Origin of the sequence: Chryseobacterium daecheongense (assembly GCF_003729955.1) — a bacterium.
GTDB classification, from domain to species: domain Bacteria; phylum Bacteroidota; class Bacteroidia; order Flavobacteriales; family Weeksellaceae; genus Chryseobacterium; species Chryseobacterium daecheongense.
Genome location: NZ_RJTX01000001.1, coordinates 1,254,811 through 1,275,487 on the forward strand (window position 1 = coordinate 1,254,811; position 20,677 = coordinate 1,275,487).

General features: G+C 35.8%; 17 protein-coding genes. 3 read left to right on the forward strand and 14 right to left on the reverse strand.

Features of this window, described 5'->3' with window-relative positions; translation table 11 throughout:
• Window positions 1-77: 77 nt before the first annotated feature.
• The gene (locus EGI05_RS05820; protein ID WP_123262103.1) at window positions 78-1,607 is read right to left on the reverse strand and encodes an aldehyde dehydrogenase family protein; all 1,530 of its coding nucleotides are present in this window, start codon (window positions 1,605-1,607) and stop codon (window positions 78-80) included.
• Window positions 1,608-1,787: 180 nt separating this feature from the next.
• Between EGI05_RS05820 and EGI05_RS05825 the strand changes: the two genes are divergently transcribed.
• A complete protein-coding gene (locus EGI05_RS05825; protein ID WP_123262104.1) occupies window positions 1,788-2,711 on the forward strand; it encodes an AraC family transcriptional regulator in 924 nt (307 codons plus the stop codon).
• A 286-nt stretch (window positions 2,712-2,997) separates the two neighbouring features.
• Here the strand turns inward: EGI05_RS05825 and EGI05_RS05830 are convergent, their stop codons facing one another.
• From EGI05_RS05830 to EGI05_RS05885, 12 genes are all read right to left on the reverse strand, one after another.
• On the reverse strand, window positions 2,998-4,326 hold the full coding sequence (locus EGI05_RS05830) for a hydroxymethylglutaryl-CoA synthase family protein (protein ID WP_123262105.1): 1,329 nt from the start codon (window positions 4,324-4,326) through the stop codon (window positions 2,998-3,000).
• Between the two features lie 186 nt (window positions 4,327-4,512).
• The gene (locus tag EGI05_RS05835) at window positions 4,513-5,346 is read right to left on the reverse strand and encodes a T9SS type A sorting domain-containing protein (protein ID WP_166668306.1); all 834 of its coding nucleotides are present in this window, start codon (window positions 5,344-5,346) and stop codon (window positions 4,513-4,515) included.
• A gap of 174 nt (window positions 5,347-5,520) precedes the next feature.
• On the reverse strand, window positions 5,521-8,028 hold the full coding sequence (locus tag EGI05_RS05840; protein WP_123262107.1) for a M1 family metallopeptidase: 2,508 nt from the start codon (window positions 8,026-8,028) through the stop codon (window positions 5,521-5,523).
• 4 nt (window positions 8,029-8,032) lie between these two features.
• A complete protein-coding gene (locus EGI05_RS05845; protein WP_123262108.1) occupies window positions 8,033-8,269 on the reverse strand; it encodes a hypothetical protein in 237 nt (78 codons plus the stop codon).
• Window positions 8,270-8,275: 6 nt separating this feature from the next.
• A complete protein-coding gene (locus EGI05_RS05850; protein WP_123262109.1) occupies window positions 8,276-9,595 on the reverse strand; it encodes a serine hydrolase domain-containing protein in 1,320 nt (439 codons plus the stop codon).
• A gap of 75 nt (window positions 9,596-9,670) precedes the next feature.
• A complete protein-coding gene (locus EGI05_RS05855; protein WP_123262110.1) occupies window positions 9,671-10,465 on the reverse strand; it encodes a thymidylate synthase in 795 nt (264 codons plus the stop codon).
• Between the two features lie 76 nt (window positions 10,466-10,541).
• Complete coding sequence (locus EGI05_RS05860; protein ID WP_123262111.1) at window positions 10,542-11,189, reverse strand: hypothetical protein; 648 nt, start codon at window positions 11,187-11,189, stop codon at window positions 10,542-10,544.
• 15 nt (window positions 11,190-11,204) lie between these two features.
• Window positions 11,205-11,645: a hypothetical protein gene (locus EGI05_RS05865; protein WP_123262112.1), complete on the reverse strand. Its 441-nt coding sequence runs from the start codon at window positions 11,643-11,645 to the stop codon at window positions 11,205-11,207.
• A 77-nt stretch (window positions 11,646-11,722) separates the two neighbouring features.
• A complete protein-coding gene (locus EGI05_RS05870; RefSeq protein WP_123262113.1) occupies window positions 11,723-13,075 on the reverse strand; it encodes an alpha-amylase family glycosyl hydrolase in 1,353 nt (450 codons plus the stop codon).
• A gap of 232 nt (window positions 13,076-13,307) precedes the next feature.
• A complete protein-coding gene (locus EGI05_RS05875) occupies window positions 13,308-13,904 on the reverse strand; it encodes an IS1096 element passenger TnpR family protein (RefSeq protein ID WP_123262114.1) in 597 nt (198 codons plus the stop codon).
• A 131-nt stretch (window positions 13,905-14,035) separates the two neighbouring features.
• Window positions 14,036-15,067, reverse strand: coding sequence for a sensor histidine kinase (locus EGI05_RS05880; protein WP_123262115.1), 1,032 nt, complete (start codon window positions 15,065-15,067; stop codon window positions 14,036-14,038).
• A 46-nt stretch (window positions 15,068-15,113) separates the two neighbouring features.
• Window positions 15,114-15,791: a response regulator transcription factor gene (locus EGI05_RS05885; protein WP_123262116.1), complete on the reverse strand. Its 678-nt coding sequence runs from the start codon at window positions 15,789-15,791 to the stop codon at window positions 15,114-15,116.
• A gap of 200 nt (window positions 15,792-15,991) precedes the next feature.
• Between EGI05_RS05885 and EGI05_RS05890 the strand changes: the two genes are divergently transcribed.
• Window positions 15,992-18,592: a TonB-dependent receptor plug domain-containing protein gene (locus EGI05_RS05890; protein WP_123262117.1), complete on the forward strand. Its 2,601-nt coding sequence runs from the start codon at window positions 15,992-15,994 to the stop codon at window positions 18,590-18,592.
• Window positions 18,593-18,627: 35 nt separating this feature from the next.
• Window positions 18,628-19,842 (forward strand): hypothetical protein, encoded by a 1,215-nt coding sequence (locus EGI05_RS05895; protein ID WP_123262118.1) that lies wholly within the window; start codon window positions 18,628-18,630, stop codon window positions 19,840-19,842.
• Window positions 19,843-20,065: 223 nt separating this feature from the next.
• Here the strand turns inward: EGI05_RS05895 and EGI05_RS05900 are convergent, their stop codons facing one another.
• Complete coding sequence (locus tag EGI05_RS05900) at window positions 20,066-20,590, reverse strand: DUF305 domain-containing protein (RefSeq protein ID WP_123262119.1); 525 nt, start codon at window positions 20,588-20,590, stop codon at window positions 20,066-20,068.
• Window positions 20,591-20,677: the final 87 nt, after the last annotated feature.

Here is a 20,677-nt window from a genome sequence, read left to right on the forward strand (position 1 = left end):
GTATAGGATGCTGTCAGAAAACTACCGTTTTGCCCCGTTTTTAATAACGAGACTAACAGGCAGCTTCAATATTAAAATTAAAAGAAACCCAATTTGTTTTTATTATAAGAAATCAACATGTTTTTAGTCTGGCGGTAATGATCCAACATCATTTTATGATTTTCCCTGCCTATTCCGGATTGTTTATACCCCCCGAAAGGTGCTCCTGCCGGATAAGAGTGATACTGATTCACCCAAACTCTACCCGCCTGAATCTGACGCGGAATGGTATACAACTGATGTGCGTCTCTTGTCCAAACACCTGCTCCAAGACCATAAATGGTATCGTTTGCAATTTTTACTGCTTCTTCCTCATCCTTAAATGTCGTGAAAGCCAATACAGGACCAAAAATTTCCTCCTGGAAGATTCTCATTCTGTTATTTCCCTTGAAGATAGTCGGCTGGATATAATATCCGTTTTCCAGTCCTTCCCCTACGTCGTTTACATCGCCGCCAACTAAAACTTCCGCTCCTTCTTCTTTTCCTAATTTAATATAAGAAAGAATTTTATCTTTTTGAATCTTTGACGCCTGAGCTCCCATCATTACAGTTTTATCTAATGGGTTACCTATTTTAATAGCTTTTACTCTTTCAACTACTTTTTTAATAAATTTATCTGCAATATCTTCCTGTACTAACAGCCTGGAAGGACAAGTACATATTTCTCCCTGATTTAACGCAAAAAGAACGGCCCCTTCAATGGCTTTATCTAAAAATTCATCATCTGCATCCATTACTGAACTGAAAAAAATATTGGGTGACTTACCTCCTAATTCCAATGTTACGGGGATGATACTTTCTGTTGCATACTGCATTACCATACGTCCTGTAGCTGTGGAACCTGTAAACGCAGCTTTTGAAACTTTTGGGTTTGTTACTAATGCTCTTCCCAATTCTGCACCAAAACCGTTTACAATATTTACAACACCTTCAGGCAATAGATCACCTATAATTTCCATTAAAATCATGATGGAAATTGGTGTACTTTCTGCAGGTTTCAGCACTACACAATTCCCTGCAGCTAAGGCTGGAGCCAATTTCCAAACAGCCATTAACAAAGGAAAATTCCAAGGGATGATCTGTGCTATTACTCCAAGCGGTTCATGAATAATAAGAGAAACGGTATCCTTGTCCAGCTCGTTATGAAAACCTTCTTCTGCACGGATTACTGATGCAAAATATCTGAAATGGTCTATTGCTAGAGGCAGATCTGCAGCCAAAGTTTCTCTTACGGCTTTACCATTATCAATAGTTTCCACTGTTGCAAGATATTCAAGGTTTTTCTCTATTCTGTCTGCAATTTTATTTAATATAATACTTCTTTCCGTAGATGAAGTATCTTTCCAGGTATGGAATGCCTTTTCGGCTGCATTAACGGCCAACTCCAAATCTTCTTTGGATGAATGTGCTGCCTGGGTAAATACCTTTCCGTCAACTGGTGAAACTACATCAAAATACTGCCCGTTAACCGGTGCAGTAAATTTACCGTCAATATAATTATTATACTGACTTCTGAATTCAGGCCATTGTAATGTTGTACCTGATTTCGATTCTGTTATTGTACTCATATTAGTGTAATTTTAATTTTTCTGTGACACCAAATTACACTTACCCTCAAAAAACGTATAGCATAATCCTACAAAAAAACTTCAAAATAGTGCAGGCATTTGATTTTATAATTTTATTAACATCTGCTTAGCTTTTAAATTTCTATATTTGATAGAATAGGCAATAAAAAATATTTAGAAATGAATAATAATAAAGTTTTATTAAATACTCCTGAATTAAAGAAGGAAAATCAGCTATTGAGCCTAATTGAAAATCAGACGAAATTCAATCTAACCAATTGTGAGTTCAGCATATATGAGACTCATAAGGCTGCTTTTGACATAAAACTTCATTTTGACACTATTGCTTTTACGGCTATGCTTCAAGGTAAAAAGTGGATGAAACTTGAGCATAAAACCAATTATTTCGAATATCTTCCGGGAGAAAGTGTCCTGGTTGCCCCCGGAGAAACAATGGTCATTGATTTTCCTGAAGCCGACGAAACCCCTTCGCAATGTATTTCTCTGAGCCTTAATCCGGAGTTTATTGAAGATTCTTTAAATTATTTAAACTACAACCTGCCGAAAGTTGACGAAACTTCTCAATGGAATATTCAACTAGATGAATATTTTTTGTTTAATAATAAATCCCTTGCCTCTGCCACCAACAATATCATGAGAATTGCTATGGATGATAATTCTCAAAAAGATATTATGGCCGATTTTGCTTTGAAAGAGCTCTTAATAAGGCTTATGCAAACCCAGGCAAGAAGTATGGTTGAGAAGAATATTGCTAAAAATAAATCAAGAATGGGCTTCGTTGTAGATTACATCAAAAAGAATCTTCATCAAAAGCTTTCTATTGACAGCATCGCTAAACTGGCTTATGTAAGCAAGTCAAATTTTTTCAAAATGTTTAAGGATGAATTGGGAACTTCCCCTAATGAATTCATTTTGCAGGAGAGGATTAATCGGGCTAAAGAGCTATTAGCCAGTCAAAACAGCATTAAAGAAACTGCTTATCAGACAGGATTTTCAGATGCTAACTATTTTAACAGGGTGTTTAAACAATTGGTGGGAGTAACACCGAAGAATTTTCAGAATAAGATGGCGTTTTTTGAGTAATTTTATATCTTAAGCCAATAATTTAAAATCTATATTGATTAAATATTAACCTCCAGAACTTTACATCTGGAGATTAATATATATTATAATGAATTTTTTAGATGATTAAGAGTATAAATCATGACTCATAGGATAAAATAGTGATCGCAAGTGGAAAGTTAATCCTGTTCCTGTAAGTTTTGGTAACCCCAAGATAAGCCATATGGTGACATGATGACAACACAACAGCCTGTTAATTGCTATAATCAATCATTACAATTTAGTTCAGAGATGCTTTTATACTATCTTAATCTGAATAATTATAATACCTCGCTCCTTTCAAAACCGGATTTTCCAGTTCTACAGTATCCAATCCAAATCCTTTATAATTTTGATTAACAGATTGATCTACTTGTTTTCTATGTAGCTTTTCATACGTTTCAAAATCGATAGCAGTTCTGTTTTTTAGATTTTCGAACAAATCCCACTTTGAAACCACTTGTTTCCAGTTTTCTGAAACTTTGCCGGCAAAAACTTTTGATTTGGAACCACTTCCGTACCCTAAAAAGCCTATTTCTTCTCCTGCTAATTCTTCATTCTCATTAAAAGAGGTCTGCAATGCAGAAAGAAGTGCCATAAAGATTGAGGCTGTATACATATTCCCGATTTCAGAAGAAGCTCTTTGTGTCTTTTCTATTGTATCATTGATGAATTGGATATATTCTTCAGATTTTGCCACAGACTTCTGCTCTTCAGGAGTTTCATAAGAAAGACCGTTTTCCAGACTATAAATTTCTGTAAAGACTCTTTTTCCATGGAAAGCATAAGGAAGGTGGAAAATAAGATACTTCCAGTTCTTATAAGGTTGATCTTTTCCAGAAACTTCTTTATAATGTTGATAAGCCTCTCTTATCCTATCTTGATAACATTGATTAGAATATTGTCCGTCAAACACTGGCTCATCCGTAAAAATCTCTATTTTGTCCGGAAAAGACTCGGGACTGTTCTTTAAATCTTCTTTTTTGTAATATCTTCTTGGCTTGAAGAAATCAAAAACGCTTTCTGTAGCTACTCCCCAATGGTTTTCAATTTCCAAAAGATCAGGTTGTGCGGAAATTAATAAAGACACGGCTCCTCCTCCTTGCGTATATTCTCCGGAAGAAGCCAATTCATATTTTGCATAGTCACTGGCAATGACAATGGCTTTTTTATCCGGATTCACTCTTACAAAATCGAGGGAATTATGAAGAGCATCCACCGCTCCTACGCATGCGAAAGTCATATCAACTACATCACAGTTTTTGAAGCATCTGGCTCCGAATTCTTTTTCCAATACCTTCTCTACCATTTGTATGGTATAAGACGCAGTAGGTTTCGCTGCATCAAGGGCACTTTCAGTTCCTAAATAAATCCTGGATATGTCTTTAGGATGAATATGATAATCTTGTATTAATTTTAATAATGCTTCTGCCGCAAAAGTAGCTGCATCCTCATGAACATCGGGCAATCCCATTTTATGTAATCCTAATCCTTTTTCCAATTTTGCAGGATCAATTCCTCTTTTTCCTGCTAAATCCTTAATTTCCAAATACAAAGAAGGCACATAATAGCTTGCTGCCTCGATTCCAAAAGCCATATAATTTATTTTTAATACGAATTTAAAAAATGTAAATGTTTAATCAGTTATGATCCGCTAAATTTCTCTAATTCCTTACACATATCACTTAAAAAGGCACCTTAAATGAAAAGTGCCTTAGCGCAAATTATGAAATTAAAGTTTAAATTTTACATATTTATAACCTATGATTAATTAAACTATCTCTTAATTTTTAATTATTTTAAAAGTTTCTGTTCCGCTTCCGGCAGTTCCTGAAATAATATACATACCATCATTCAAAGCCGACACATCTATGGTTCCCTTTTCAGAGTTTACTTTATGGGCCTGTACTTTTTTCCCGTTTACATCGTAAATATTTATTTCGTTTATTCTTTCCCTACCTGTATAATTCAATGCGTTTTTAACTGGATTAGGATAATATTTAATGGATGATCCCGAAGAAGCCATTACATCATTTACACTTAAAACATCATTGCTTACTGTAAAATTATCAACTAAAGTAGAATATCCCTGAGCATTTTCGCATTCGATGGCAATCTGGTAAACATTCGGAGGAACGCCAATATTTCCAAAGAAATACCATGCGCTGAAAGGAGGTTGAAAGCCCATCAGCATATTCCATGGATCTGTCGGTGACAACCTATAATAAATTCTCACCCAGTTTGCATTGGCACCTTGTTGCGGATTAATTAGATAGAAACTGATTTTTGGTGTCGCCAATCCTGCAGTATTTAATGGTGGTGTCACCAGCTTTGTTTTGTCTGCACTAGAAGAGTTAGCCGGAAAGTTGGCAAATTTTGTTCCCGCGAAAGCCGTTATACCTATACTTCCGGTTGTTGCAGATGAAACAAAAGTCCATGGCATTGTATTGGTTTCATAGATCTGCGTCCAGCCGGGTCTTGTAGGGGAACTGTCTTCAAAAGTTTCTGTCCAGGGAAAAGTTGAAACCTGCGCTTTTACAGCCGACACAGAAAAAACTGCAAGGAATAAAAAAAGATATCGATTCTTCATTTTTTTAAAAAGTAATTTTGTTTTCATTGACATTATTTTAAATATTAATTCAACAACAAAATTAAAATATAAAAGCAAATAAATCAAATATTCCAAAATATTAATATTAAAAATTTAAAATAAACCACTAATCAATAAAATAACCGCTATTTAAAAAATAACGGTTATCATATTTTCAAACTAAAGAAATTTTAGAATAAATTATTTAAAATCTTCAATTGCTTTATTTATGGCATCGATCTGTTTATTAATGCTTGTCGCACTTTGAGGGCTTTGCTTCAACAGCTCCATCTTTTTACTTAGACCATCCTTCAACATTTGGCTTATCATCATTTTAGCCTGTGGATTATCTCCGATTTGTCCTTTTGCACGGGCGAGCATTTTAGTAATACTTTCTGTGGCTTTTTGATTGTCTGAACTCATAATCCAGTTGAAACCATCTTCAGCCGCCTTACCCAATTCCGGATTTTGGAATTTCACGAACGGATAAAATGCTGCTATCGGTGCGATATTAGCCATTTGAGAAGTAATTTTATTTTTTACGACAATAGGTAATAATTGCGTCAATAGATCATCTGAAGCTCCTTCCAGATCAATTTTATCCGCCAAAGAGCTTATTCTTGAAGGGTCAATTGCCGAAATAGCGCCTAATGAATTTCCTTTTACGGAATTAGAAACTGCATTCACTCCTTTTTCAAAAATCGGAAGGTATTTTTTATCTTTAGTTTTCGCTAAAGCAGCAATTGCGGCAGCCTGAACCAAGGTTTTAGGATCGTTGGAAGCCAGTTTTTCAACATCTGCTCCTAAAGCTTTCATTTGCTCCGGGTTGGTAAGATCCATCAGTTCCAATGCTTTCATTCTTATTCTGAAATACGGATCTTTTAATGCTGCTGCCAATAATTTCGTAGCAGCTGCATTTTTACCTATCTGGTCTTTGATCCCATTCAATGCATTATATCTGCTTTTTAATTCTTTTGAATTGGTGAACTGCATCAGATATTGTTCAGGAGTTTTGGTATCTGTAATATCTGATAAAAGAACTCCATCTGCATTAATATTAATCAGATCCGGGTTTTTGGAAGCATCAAAATTGAAAGTATTTTTAGCTTCGGCTTTCACCCATACATTATATCTCTTTGGTTTTCCGTTATCATAAACATCAATAGCCAGAGGAAACTCGAACGGTTGATCCTGCGATTGATTAATAGTAACCAAAACCTGTTTTTTAACCGGCTCGTAAGTATAGGAATAGTTCAGTTTTGGATTTCCGCTTCCGTAATACCACTGATTGAAGAACCAGTTCAGGTCTTTTCCTGAAACTTTTTCAAATGATAATCTCAACTGATGTGCTTCTGCATTCTGATACTCATTGGTTTTCAGGTAATCCGTCATGCCGGCAAAGAAGGCATCATCTCCTAAGTAGTTTCTCAACATGTGCAGAATTCCACCTCCTTTCTGATAGGTTACCAGATCAAACACATCCTCACGGGAATCATAATTGAATCTTACCAGATTTTTCTTGAAATCTCCGGGATTATGGATATACATATTCACATCGGTCATCTGATGATAATCTGCCTGATCTTTTCCGTATTTGTACTCATTCCAAAGGTATTCTGAATAGTTGGCGAAAGATTCGTTAACGGTAAGATTGCTCCAGCTTTCCGCCGTTACCAGATCTCCGAACCAATGATGGAACAATTCGTGAGCAATGGTGTCTTCCCATGTGTTTTCATCGATCAATTGTCCCGGTTTTTGTAAAATATCGCTTCCGTGAAGGGTTGCCGTAGTATTTTCCATCGCTCCACTCACGTAATCTCTTCCAGAAATCTGTGCATATTTTGCCCACGGATAATCATAACCCAGTTTTTTGGAGAAAAACTCGATCATTTCAGGAGTATTTCCGTAGATCTGTTTTGCGTAAGGTTCGTATTCTTTCTCAATATAGTAATCTACCGGAATGTTTTTCCATTTGTCTTTTACGATGGCATATTCTCCCACTCCCATAAAGAAAAGATAGGTTGAATGTCTTTTATCCATTACCCAATGATCAGTTCTTAAACCGTTGGATTCTTTTTGAGAATCCTTTAAAACACCGTTGGATAGTGTTACATATTTGTCAGGAACGGTCATATAGATCTCCTGAGTTGTTTTTTGGTTGGGCTTATCAATGGTTGGAAACCATGCTGAAGAAGATTCCGTTTCTCCCTGTGTCCATATTTGAGTTGGTTTATCAGGATCTTTCCCTTGAGCATTGATAAAGTATAAACCTTTTGCATCATTAATCGCAGCACTTCCCTGCTGTTTCACTTCGTTCGGACGGGATGTATATTTGATGTATACCGTGTAATCCTGGTTTCTCTGATAAGTTTTATCTAAGCTGATCTTTAAAATATCATCTTTATATTCATATTTTAAAGGAGACTTTTTGCCGTTATTGTCTAAGGCTACTTCATGAATCAGCATACTTTTCGCATCAAGAACCAGTTCATTGGAAGGATAAAAATAAGGCGAGGCTGTTAACCATTCTTCTCCGTTCATTTGTTCTTTTTGATAATCGAAATTCACTTTCAGCTTGGTATGCTTCAGTTCCGTTACTTTGGTATGAGTAGCTCTGTATACTTCTCTTCCTGAAGTTTCGGTTTGTGCCGATACATTGGCGGAAAATAGAATTCCCAGTATGGCAATGGATAGAATAGCCTTTTTCATCTGTCTATTTATTATTTTTAGAATTATTTTTTGTTAATATATCGAAAATATCATTGACTAATGTTTCGTAGTCGCCGGTTTTAAGTTGCTCTTTGGTTTTGGCAAAAGCTTTTTTCAGTTCGCTTTCAGGATTTTCATCATCAATGATCTCTGCTGTACTTACCCCTTTCAATTGAAGAACTGCATTTTTCAGGGCTTCAATATCAGCTTTTTCCTCTATGTTGATTTTTAAATATTTCATGATATTTTATTCTTTGGTAAATGTGGTTGCATCTGATCCTTGCTTGATCACAAATAGCTTTTTAGCCGGGTCAAAATCAATGGTTATTCCTGCCATATCGAATTTGAAGCTGGTCTTTGAAGTGGCTTCCAAGGGAAATTCTCCCTGCCCCGTCGCCTGAGCCATTAATGTTTTATTTTTGATAAAGATATTAAATTTTAAAGGCATTTCTTTTGTGACATAGGTTCCTACCAACGGCTGAAGTTCTTCTTCAGAAAGTGTTACTACTTCAAAGGTTGGAATGGTAATATCTTTTCCATAAGCAGCGCTCGCCAATGTATTGAAGATATTCTGATGATCATAACCGGATTGGTTGGTAATCATTGAGAATGTTTTTTCTCCATCCGCCACATAAAATAATCCTGATTGAAATCCATCAATACTTCCATTATGACCTATCCCTTTTTTATCATTCAAAGGCATTTCAAATAATCCAAAACCATAACCATCTTTGAACTGTTTCATTGTTTTAAAACTGTTATTAGAAATCAATTTTCCGGAAATCAAGCCGTTCATAAAGGCAATGAGCTCAGAAGGCGTAGAGACAATAGCTCCCGCACCACCTGGAACAGACATATCTGTTTCCGGGCTTTTTATGTAGGTATTTCCTTCATAAGCATAGGAATGGGCGTTATTTTTTGAAGAATCGATTTTACCGCCAACTTTAGTATACTTTAGATGTAAAGGCTGTGCAATAAATGTATTAACGAGCTCTGAATAAGAGCTTTTATATACTTTTTCCAGAATATATGCCAATAAAGTATAATTGGAATTACTGTAGGTAAATTGAGATCCCGGTTCAAAATCCGAACCTGCTTTTTCAATAATCTCAACTAATTTTTCTTTTGTAATCGGCTGAGTATAATATACTGAATACAAAGGATTATCAGTATAACTTCGAATTCCGCTTCTATGGCTTAAAAGATCCGATATGGTTATTTTATCCGCATTTTCCACCTTAGGGAAAAAATAGCTTAATTTCGTATCTAAGGCCAATTTCTTGTCTTCAACAGCTTTCATTACCAGAACAGCCGTGAAAGTTTTGGTGATGGATCCGATTCTGTAAACGGTATTGATATCCGCTTTCTTTTTGCTTTCCACATCAGCAAAACCAACGGCATTGGTATAAATTATTTTTCCTTTATCCGCAATAGCAAAACTTCCCATTACTTTATGATTCTCATCTAAAGCTTTGAAGTAATCATTTAATTTTTGTGTATTGATATGTTGAGCAAAGCCCAAACTGAAAGCCGTAACGGAAACACTGAAAAACAGTTTACTGAACATACTCATGAAGTTTCACTTATATGTCGTAAAACAGAGGGGTTTGTTACATTCACCGCTCTTTAATTCCACCAAAATTTAGACAGCTACAGGTGCTTTGATTCCCGGATGCGGATCGTAATTTTCCAGCGTGAAATCTTCAAAATTAAAATCAAAAATATTTTTCACTTCGGGATTCAATTTCATGGCAGGAAGTGGTCTCGGTTCTCTTGAAAGTTGTTTATTGACCTGTTCAAAATGATTGTTGTAAATGTGAACGTCTCCGAAGCTGTGAACATAATCTCCCACTTCCAAATCACAAACCTGCGCCACCATCATCAGCAATAAGGCGTAGCTTGCAATGTTAAATGGAACGCCAAGGAAAACATCTGCGCTTCTCTGATATAACTGAAGGGATAGTTTACCATCAGCAACATAGAACTGAAATAACGCGTGACATGGCGCTAAAGCCATATTCGGGATTTCGGCAACATTCCATGCGGAAACGATCAATCTCCTGGAATCCGGATTTTTTTTGATCTGATCGATCACGTCCGAGATCTGGTCCACTACTTTGTTATCAGCTCCTTTCCAGCTTCTCCACTGTGCTCCGTACACTGGTCCCAGATCGCCGTTTTCATCAGCCCATTCATCCCAGATGGACACTCCATTGTCATTCAGGTATTTGATATTGGTATCGCCTTTTAAGAACCAAAGCAGTTCATAAATAATGGATTTCAAATGCACTTTCTTGGTAGTTACCAAAGGGAAACCTTTTGACAGGTCATATCTCAGCTGATATCCGAAAACACTTCTTGTTCCGGTACCGGTTCTGTCTGCTTTATCTGTTCCGTTGTCTAAAATATGCTGTAAAAGGTCTAAGTAATTTTGCATGTTGAAAAGCGATTTTTATGGTTCAAATTTAGAAAAAAAGTAAGTGAAAAACTATTAGATTTTATCAAACGTTTCGTTATAAAAAAACTACCATGATATTTTTACTGTTTCCTTTTACGGATTTCAGCCTGCCGAATTTCTTTTTATCCATAAAGCCGTCACTCCAATAATCCAAAGTTACTGGTCCGAATCTGGTTATTTTCCCATATTTGCTTTGATTAAGGGTTTCATAGGCTCCGTATTCTATAGAAATATCTCCGATGCTTTTAATCTTCCCTGTTTTTCTTTCATCGAAACCATCCTTCGTCCAATAATCAACATCCATATTTCCAATGCGTTTTACTTTCCCGAACTTTTCTCTTTCTACATTGATTCCGTCCCAGTATTCTACGGTGAGGTTTCCGATATTTTTAATTTTTCCGTATTTGGTATCCGTTTCATTCAGTGAGCTCCAATAATCTACATTGATATTGCCAATGTTTTTTACTTTGCCATATCTGTATTTTTCAAAGTTTTCATTATCATAATAATCGATATTCCCTTCGAGAGCTCCGGAATAGAAACCTGCAATTTGTCCGCTTCCGTCAAGGGTAACGGTAAGATCTCCTATTTTCATCTCAACGGATTGCAGATCATATCCTCTGGAAAGGTTGGCTCTTATCTGAGCTCCTATCGTTATGCTTCCCAGAAAAAACAGAAGTATGATTATATTTTTAAGTTTCATATTAATTAGATTTAGTTACCAAATATTTTCAATTGTCTGATGTGTATTATTAATGGAAAATGTTTGTCCTGCTCTTAGCCCCATCATCGCTTTTGCCAAAGGAGCTTCATCCGAAATCGTCATGATCTTGTTATTCTCAAAAACAATTTCCCCCACAGAAGCGGAAATATAAAACAATCCTTTATCGGTTTTCACTAAAGCTCCGTTTTGTACTTTTTCAGAAGGGTCCGCAGATACTTTTTGAATAAGCCCTTGCTGATACAGAGCTTCATTGAGCTGCCTCTGAAGGTTATTGATCTCCTGCTGAAGCATTTCCCGGCCGGTTTCATATTTATCTCCCATTGAGCTTTTGGTGTCGTTATTGGAAGCACGGGTTTCTGTGATCAGATTTTCAAAATTCCTGATCTTTTCGGAGATTTTATTTTTGATGATTTCTACTATTTTTGATTTGTCCATTCTTTCATTAGGCTATGCCTTTTCTATTGGATTAAAAAAGCGGGCTAAAACCCGCTCTTATTGATCAAATTTTTATTTTACTTTTCAAATACGGCGAAATCCGAAGGTTTAAAACTGAAATCTTTTCCTGCATTAAAATCCCTCTTCGATCCTTCAAAAACATTTTTAAAACTGCCGGATACATGTTCATCTTCAATACTGAAGTTCACAGATTCCTTTGACATATTTAAAACAACAAGAACCTCATCTTTTCCATTTTTCCTTACATAAGCCAAAATTTTGTCGTTTGCAGTTGTGTTGAGCAAATAAGTGGTTACATTAGGATCTCCACCACGTAAAGCCGGGTTTGAAGATTTCAGGTTCAGCAATGTCTTATAAAAATCAGCCATCTGGTAATTCCCGTTCCATTCAATGACATCTTTTTCAAAGAATTCCAGTCTTTTCATATTGGGCAATTCCTGCCCTGAATATAATAGTGGGATTCCATTCCAAGTTGCAGAAAATACAGCCATCGGTTTGGCTATAGTTCCATATTTTTCGTATTCCGTTCCATTCCAGGAATTCTCATCATGATTGGTGGTGAACCACGCTCTCATGGAAGCATCTCCTATCGCAGAATATTTTATCAATAGGTCTTTTAACTCCTGCAAAGGAAGATTTTTCTTGTAATAATCTTCAGATTTGTGCATCCATGTCCATGAATAGCTTGCGTCAAATACTTTTCCGTAATCCGGATTTTCAAGCTCATCAAATTCTCCTATCCAGAAAAGAGGCTTGATTTTTTCCACTTCAGGACGGGCCTGTTGCCAGAAATCCACTTCCACCCATGAAGCCAGGTCACATCTGAATCCGTCGATATTGGTTTCTTTCACCCAATATTTCATGGCATCAATCATTTCTTTTCTCATTTCCTGGTTCTTATAGTCCAGCTCGATGATATCATCCATTCCGGAAGCAATGTGGAATTTTCCGTCAGGATCTTTCAGATAGAATTCGGGATGGGTTTTGGTCCAGATATGATCCCAACCTGTATGATTGGCCACCCAGTCAATGATTACCTTGAAGCCTAATCTGTGGGCTTCATTCACCATATGCTTGAAATCATTCAATGTTCCGAATTCGGGATTGATGGAGGTATAATCTGCTGCCGCATACTGACTTCCCAGACTCCCTTTTTTATTTTGCTGGGCAATAGGTGTAATGGGCATAAACCAGAGTGTTTTCACTCCCATAGATTTCAGGCGGGGCATTTCTTTTTCAAATGCTTTGAAAGTACCTTCCTGAGTATATTGTCTTAGATTAACTTCATAGATATTTGTGGTGTGTTTCCATTCTTTCGGCAAATCCATAGTCGTCTTTTTGTTTGTATTTTGAACAGCACAGGATACAATTCCCAAGCCAATAATTGCTGTTAAAATTATTTTCTTCATTAATCAAGTTTTAACAAAAGTAAGGATTGTTTGGTGAGTGGCAAAATAGCAAAAATGCGAAAGTCGAAAACTGCGAAACCGTAAAATCGTGAAACCGTGAAATTGCTAAATTGTAAACTAAATTGATCTTTTATTCTTTTTGTGATTCCGCAGTTCTGCGATTTTACGATTTTGCCAATCAGAAATTAAGGTATAAAAAAAGCCCCGACATTACTCAGGGCTTATATTGTGTTTATCTTTCGTCGTTATCATCTTCCTCATCATCGAAGATATCATCATTGTAATCTTCTTCTTCCTCGTCATCAAAAGTATCATCGTCTTCATCTGAAAAGTTTCCTCCGGAAAAATCGTCATCAAAGCTGAAATCATCATCCATTAACGGCATTGCCGATTTCTTTTTGGACCCTCCTGAGCTTCCGTTCTTACTAGGAGCTTTTAAAGGAACGTTTCCGAATCTGTATACAGTGATCGGGTAATTCACCCCTTTTGTTTCTTCAATAATTTCAACAAGCTCGCAAAAAAATTCCCAAAGATCTAAAAGACCATATTGAAACTGAGCTTTGTCTCCAATACTTTCAAATGCCTCATCAATATAAACATCCGACATAATCTCACCATCTCCGTCATCACTCATATCTTCCAACGGAACGCTTTTCACGATTGTTCCATCTTCTTCCAGTAAATTAAAAGTGGAAAGTTCGTCACCTTGAAGACTGAACGCGCTTTTAATTCCTAAATGTAAGTTCCATAGAGTCTGTTTTCCCTTAATTTCTATATCACGGAAAATGTCTTCTTTCGCATCTAATATTACGCGGATTTTGTAAACCATACCAGTTTTTTAAATTTCTTTTTGCCTTATTATTATGATAAATTTCTGTTGCAAATATATAATAAATGACATGTCACAAAAAAATATTTCAGAATTTTTTAAAATATTTTTTTTTCATACATTTTGCGGAGTTATTTACTTTTTTCAAGCATAAAACTGAACTTGGTTCCTTCTAAATATACACTTTCTACTGTAATGTTTTCGTTATGAGCTTCAAGGATGTGTTTTACGATGGCCAAGCCTAATCCGGAGCCACCTTCTCGTCTGCTTCTGCTGGTTTCCACACGGTAGAATCTTTCAAAGATTCTTGGCAGAATTTCAGGTTTGATTCCCATCCCGTTGTCTATCACTTCAATAAGCACTTTGTTTTTAAGAACACTGGTTTTCACCACCACTTTTGCTTCCTGTCTGTTGGCATAATGAATGGCATTGGAGATTAGATTGATAAAGACCTGGGAAATTTTCTGTTTATCTGCATCTACAAAGATCTGCGGATGCAGGGTCTGAATTTGTAGGGTTGTATTGTTTTTTTCCGCTTCAAGGTCAAGAAGGTCAAAGATCTCTTTGATCAGGAGATTCACATCAAATCTGGAAACCGTAAGATTGATCTCTCCTGCTTCCAGCCTGTTGATCATATCCAGATCCGTAACTATGGCAATGAGTCTTTCTACGGAGATCCCAATTCTTTCCAGATATTTGTCTCTGATACCCAGGTTTTCCACCCCTCCTTCTCTCAAAGTCTCTACATACCCCTGAATGGAAAACAAAGGAGTTTTGAGTTCATGGGAAACATTTCCTATATATTCTTTACGGTAGCTTTCCATTTCTTTCATCATGTCGATCTGGGAAACTTTCTGCTGATTGAGGTCAGAAAATCTTTCTCCTAATTCTTTAATGGTAATGTTTTCGTCATTGTCATTCACCATTTCCTGCGGAAGGATTTCAGAAATGGTACGTACCTGCTTTTTACCGTAATAATTGAACAACAGTTCAAGGACTACATAATTAATGATAAAAATAAGGACTACACAGATAAAGAGGCCCATTTTGAAAAAGGGCGTTCTGTAATAAATATCTTTTAGTGAATCGAAAATGACTACTAAAAGAAACATCACCAGTGTCAGAAGACACGAGGCGACGAGGGTAAGTCTGTAAAATTTCAATTTTACAACGTTTTATTGGTTGATATAAAGATAGATCTTTTTAGGATTATACGATTAGCTTATAACCTATTCCTTTCAAGGTCTGGATCGTATTAATTCCTAATTTTTCTCTTAATCTTCTGATATGAACATCTATAGTTCTTTCTCCCACAATCACATCATTTCCCCATACCTTTTCAAGGATTTCCTCTCTTTTGAAAACCTTTTCCGTATTGGAAGCCAAAAGATATAATAAATCGAATTCTTTTTTAGGGAGTAAGAACTGTTGCCCATTTTTAGAAACTCTGAAATTATCCTTATCAATAACAAGGTCTCCAATTTCAATCAGCTTTGCGTTGTCTGAAACCTGAGAAGTTAATTGTAACAGGGCATTTACTTTAGAGGTCAGAATTTTCGGTTTGATGAGCTTTACAATGTAATCATTGGCTCCTGCCTGGAAACCTGCCAATTGAGAAAACTCTTCACTTCTGGCGGAAAGGAAAACAATCAGTGTTTTCTGAAGCTCTTTTATTTTGCGAAGTTCCTGGCAAGTTTCGATACCATCTTTTTCAGGCATCATCACATCTAGCAGGATAAGGTCCGGAATAATATCCTTTGCTTTTTCTATCCCTTCATTACCATTGGTAGCGGTGTAAATGTCGTAACCTTCTTTTTCTAAATTGTAAGACAGAATCTCTAAAATATCCAGTTCATCGTCTATTAAGAGTATTTTCTTTTGGTTCATTTTTAATTTTTACTGAGTCAAAGTTAACAATTTTTGAATGACAGATTAATAAATCGGCAATCGTTTACATAAAGTTAACAATAATCTCATTTTGTTAATGTATAGTTAAGAAAAAATTAAATTTTACTAAACCATTTACAACGTCTTTCTTTTATTCCTTTGCACCGAAAGAATCTAAGTGTAAATAAAGAAAGTAAATAATGAAAATTCATAAGCTTAGCATTGCCGTTTTGTTTTTGTCCGGATCAGTATTTTATGCACAGGAAATTAAGCAGGATACTGTAAAAAAGGAAAATAAAATTGATGGCGTAGTAATACAAGGAAGCAGCAACAAGAAAACAGAAACTGCCGTACTTGGGGAACAGAAAAAGGCTATTATACAAAAACAGGCTGTAAGTGCTGAAGAAATTTCCAGAAAAGGAATATCCAACGTAGAGCAAGGTCTTACCAAAGTAACCGGGATCACTACAGTAGAAGGAAGAGGGCTTTTCGTAAGAGGACTGGAAGAAAGATACAATTATCTGTTGATCAACGGTCTTGGTTCTCCATCCAACAACCCTTTCCAGAAAATCATTGCCTTAAAACAGTTTCCAACAGACGTTGTAGGAAAGCTTAATATCTATAAAACTTTTAACTCCAATCTTTACGGAGATTTCGCAGGAGCTACTTTCGATATTGAAACCTTAACAATTGATAAAGCGTTTTCAAAAATTGAGTTTGGTATCGGAATCAATACTTTAAGTACATTTAAAGATCATTTTAAAGTAGCTGAAGGAGCAGATGGAATGAACGGCTATCTTGGTTTAAATTCCAGAGACAGAAGATTACCTAATGAAGTAAGAAATGAAAGACCAAGCAATCACGTCTTTACAAAAGAGCAATCTTTATCTTCGTTTAAAGATTCGTGGAATGTAGATAACATAAAATCGATGCCGAATACAAGTATTGGATTTACTACGGCACAAAAAATAAAAACCGGAGAAACCGGAAATCTGGGAGTCTTATTCTCTTTAAATCAATCATCAAAATATTCTTATAGAGAAGGAGATAATAACCAGTTTAGAAATAATGGACCTACCATAGAACTGAGTAACCTGTTGAATAAAAAAGACTACGAATATGAAACAGAATCTTCTGTTTTATTAGGACTAGGCTATAAGAACAAAGGAACGAATGTAAACTTAAATGCTATTTATCTACAAAACTCTTCTAATATCATTGAGGATTTCAGCGGATATAAGAATGGCCAGGTTTTGGATCAGCGTTTCTTCAGAACCAATCAGCAGGACATTTCAAGATTTTTGGATTTGCAGCTAACAGCATCACAGAAAATCGGAGAACGTCATCAGTTTAAGGCAGGAGCGAGTTATGTAATCAATAATTACAGCCAGCCGGACAGAAAGATTTTCGAACTTAGCCAGCCTGATGATTTCACTCACGCATTAATTTCTTACGGAGGTAACAGCTTTATCAGACAGTATCTGGATGTGGATGGCAGGTTTTACGGATCGGCATTCGGTGAATATTCTGTTTTCTTAGGTGAAAAAGGTGATCGTAAAGATTATCCTATGCAGTTATCTGTAGGATATAATGGATTTACTGATATCAGAAAGAATTCTTACCGATTCATTTTCGGAAATCCGGGAAATATGAGCACTTCTGTTTATATTGATGTAGACCGTCCTCAGGAAACTTTGAATACTTCTATCAATAATAATCAACTTTATTATAATGAAGGTAGTGACTCTTATGCTTATTTATCCAATATCTACCAGTTTGTAAATGCAGGTTACCTGAATTTTGATTATAAGCCAAGCGACAGCTGGGACATTTTAGTGGGTGGAAGATTCGAAAATGACATGAGAATCATCCGTTTCAACAGACCGGGTGATGCCAATAGAATTAATCTTACTCCTAATAAGAATTATTTCTTACCATCTCTTTCTGTTAAAAAGGCCTTAAATAACAAGAATAATTTGAGGTTATCTTTAAGCAAGACCATTACTCGTCCTGTTCTTATTGAAACCATGCCTATTGAATACATTAACCCGGATAACTCTTCAATTCTTGGTAATGCCAATATCCAGAACAGTGAAAACTATAATGTGGATTTGAAATGGGAATACTTCCCAACGAACAAGGAGATGTTTGCGGTTAACTTATTCGCCAAAAGAATTGATAATGCCATTGAACGTTCCATGGCACCTTCAGCTAACGCAAGTGGTGTTGTGATTACTTTTTACAATGCTGAAAGAGCAACTCTTGCTGGGATAGAACTAGAAGGGATTTTAAACCTGGGCAGATTCTCTGAAGCTTTAAATAAATTTACTTTAGGAGCTAATGCTACATTTATGTATTCTGATGTAGAAAGAAGCGAGGATCAGTTAAAAACAGAAAGACCTCAAGGATATACGAATGATCAACTTCATAAAAGAGGTTTACAAGGAGCTGCACCATATACCATCAATGCAGATTTGAAATACGAATATAAAAACTCTAAAAACTTTAGCAAGACTTTCTCTTTAGTATATAATGTTTCAGGTTCCAAAATCTATGCGGTAGGTGGATCCGGTTCAGACAATTACTATGAAAAGCCATTCCATCAATTAGACTTTGTATACCAGAATCAAATTGATAAAAACTGGAACGTAAAGTTCGGAGTACAGAATATTCTGAACAGCAAGTACCGCGTTGAACTGGGAGACGATAGTTATTACTCCGTAAACACAAACGGTATTTATTCTTTGAATAATTATTTCAACGGAGTAACATTCAACTTTACCGTAGGCTATACTTTCTAAAACTTAATTTATAAAAAATAAAATCTTAATATAAAATGAAAAGAAATCTTTTAACTTTATTATCATTAACCTTACTTTTAAGTGTGTCTTCATGTACAATTGAAGTAAATGATGATTCAGGAACACCTACTATTACAAATCCTGGAAATACAGCCGGAGTTCTTCCTGAAGGAGGTAAATTATCTGGTGAAATCACTTCTAATCTTACTATTAAAAAAGGTAATTATACATTAGAAGGTATTGTAAAAGTAGCAGATGGAGCAACTCTTACTATTGAAGCAGGTGCAACATTCACAGTATCTACTGCCGTTACATCAAGCTTAGTAGTTTTACAAGGTGGAAAAATCCTTGCTTTAGGAACAGCAAACGAGCCTATCGTTTTTACAACTACTGCTAAAACTCCTGGAGGATGGGGAGGAATCACGATCTACGGAAAAGCTCCTATCAAAGCGGTGAACGGAAATACTACTGCTGTATCAGAAGATGGAAATGCTATAACATATGGAGGAACTGATGCTAACTTCAGCTCAGGTATCTTAAAATATGTAAGAGTAGAATATGCCGGTAAAAAAATCAGTGACGGAACTTCTGAAACCAATACCTTCACGTTCTATGCGGTAGGTGACGGTACTATCTTAGAGAACCTGGTTGCCTATAAAGGAACAGATGACGGATATGAGTTCTTTGGAGGTACCGTAAGTGCTAAAAATATTGTATCTTATGGTAACTATGATGATTCTTTCGACTGGCAAGATGCTTGGAGCGGACAGAATAATACCAACTGGTATGCTTTCCAAACTGTGACTGGTAACTTCGGGATGGAGATTGAAGCTTCTGCAAATATAGACAACACACCACCTAAAATCTCTAATATCACTTTAATCAGAGATGCTAATACTAATCCTGAAGTTGCAGGATCTACAGAAATTTCTGCGATCCAATTCAAAAGACAGGGAACCGGTATTTTCTCTAATGTATATATAAGCGGATATAAAAACACAGGAGGTAAAAATGCTTATTCAGTGCTTATCCAGGAGCAGACTACTGAAACCAATCAGGTAGCTACCAATAAAATAAAAGTAGAGCCTCTTAACTATGTAAATTCTGACAATCCTGGAGTTTGGGGATATGCATATACTCCGGTTGCAGTAAAAACATTTACTAATACAGCTACTGTTTCAAAAGTGTCATTAACTGCAGGAGCTTGGGCTACTGTGGATGGAGTGAACCTTTTATCTGCTTTACAATAATTAGGTTATAATAGTTTCTTCATATCAAATTGAAAAAGCCGTCAGGAAATTATTCCCTGACGGCTTTTTAACTTTATGTCATTCTGAACAAAATGAAATGAAGCGTAGAATCTAAACATTTATATTCAGCCACTGCGATTCCCGCTATATTAGAAATTAAAACAGTAATGTTTTGTTTGGAAATATATTATTACAGCCTCTAAAAAATCGAAAGAAGTAATTTTTATTTACTTCTTTTGTTTTCAAATTCTTTTAGCTTTCGTTTCATAAATTCAATTTCATTTTTCTGTGTTTCAAGTATATTTTTTTGCAATTGTATCAGTTCGGGATCGGTAAGCCTTGCTTTTTCAGACATCAACACTGCTGCTGCATGGTGCGGGATCATTCCTTTTACAAACTGTTGATCACCCACATTTATTTGTTTTCTAATACCAACCCAAGATAAAATACCAATGGCCAGGGATAGTGTAATGATTACCCAATTGATTTTTTTATTTTGATACATTCCTTTCATTATCAGCAGTTCAATAATCAACATTACCGACACCATCAGCAAAGTCATGTAAAAATTATTGATGTTCGGGATCAGATTATTCAATCCGTCAATCATAGCATACATAATGAAATACATGGCTATGAACATTGCAACAGCCATTGCAATAAAACGTTTGTACATTGCTAAAGAATGTTGTTTCCCACTATGTTCTTCATTTGTATGGGTATCTTGCATTTTGTGTTGATTTTCCATATCAGTAGCTTTTTAATTGTTATTAAGAGTTTCTTGTACACCGAACCAAATAAGCATTTGAGAACCGTAATTTTATGATCTAACAAA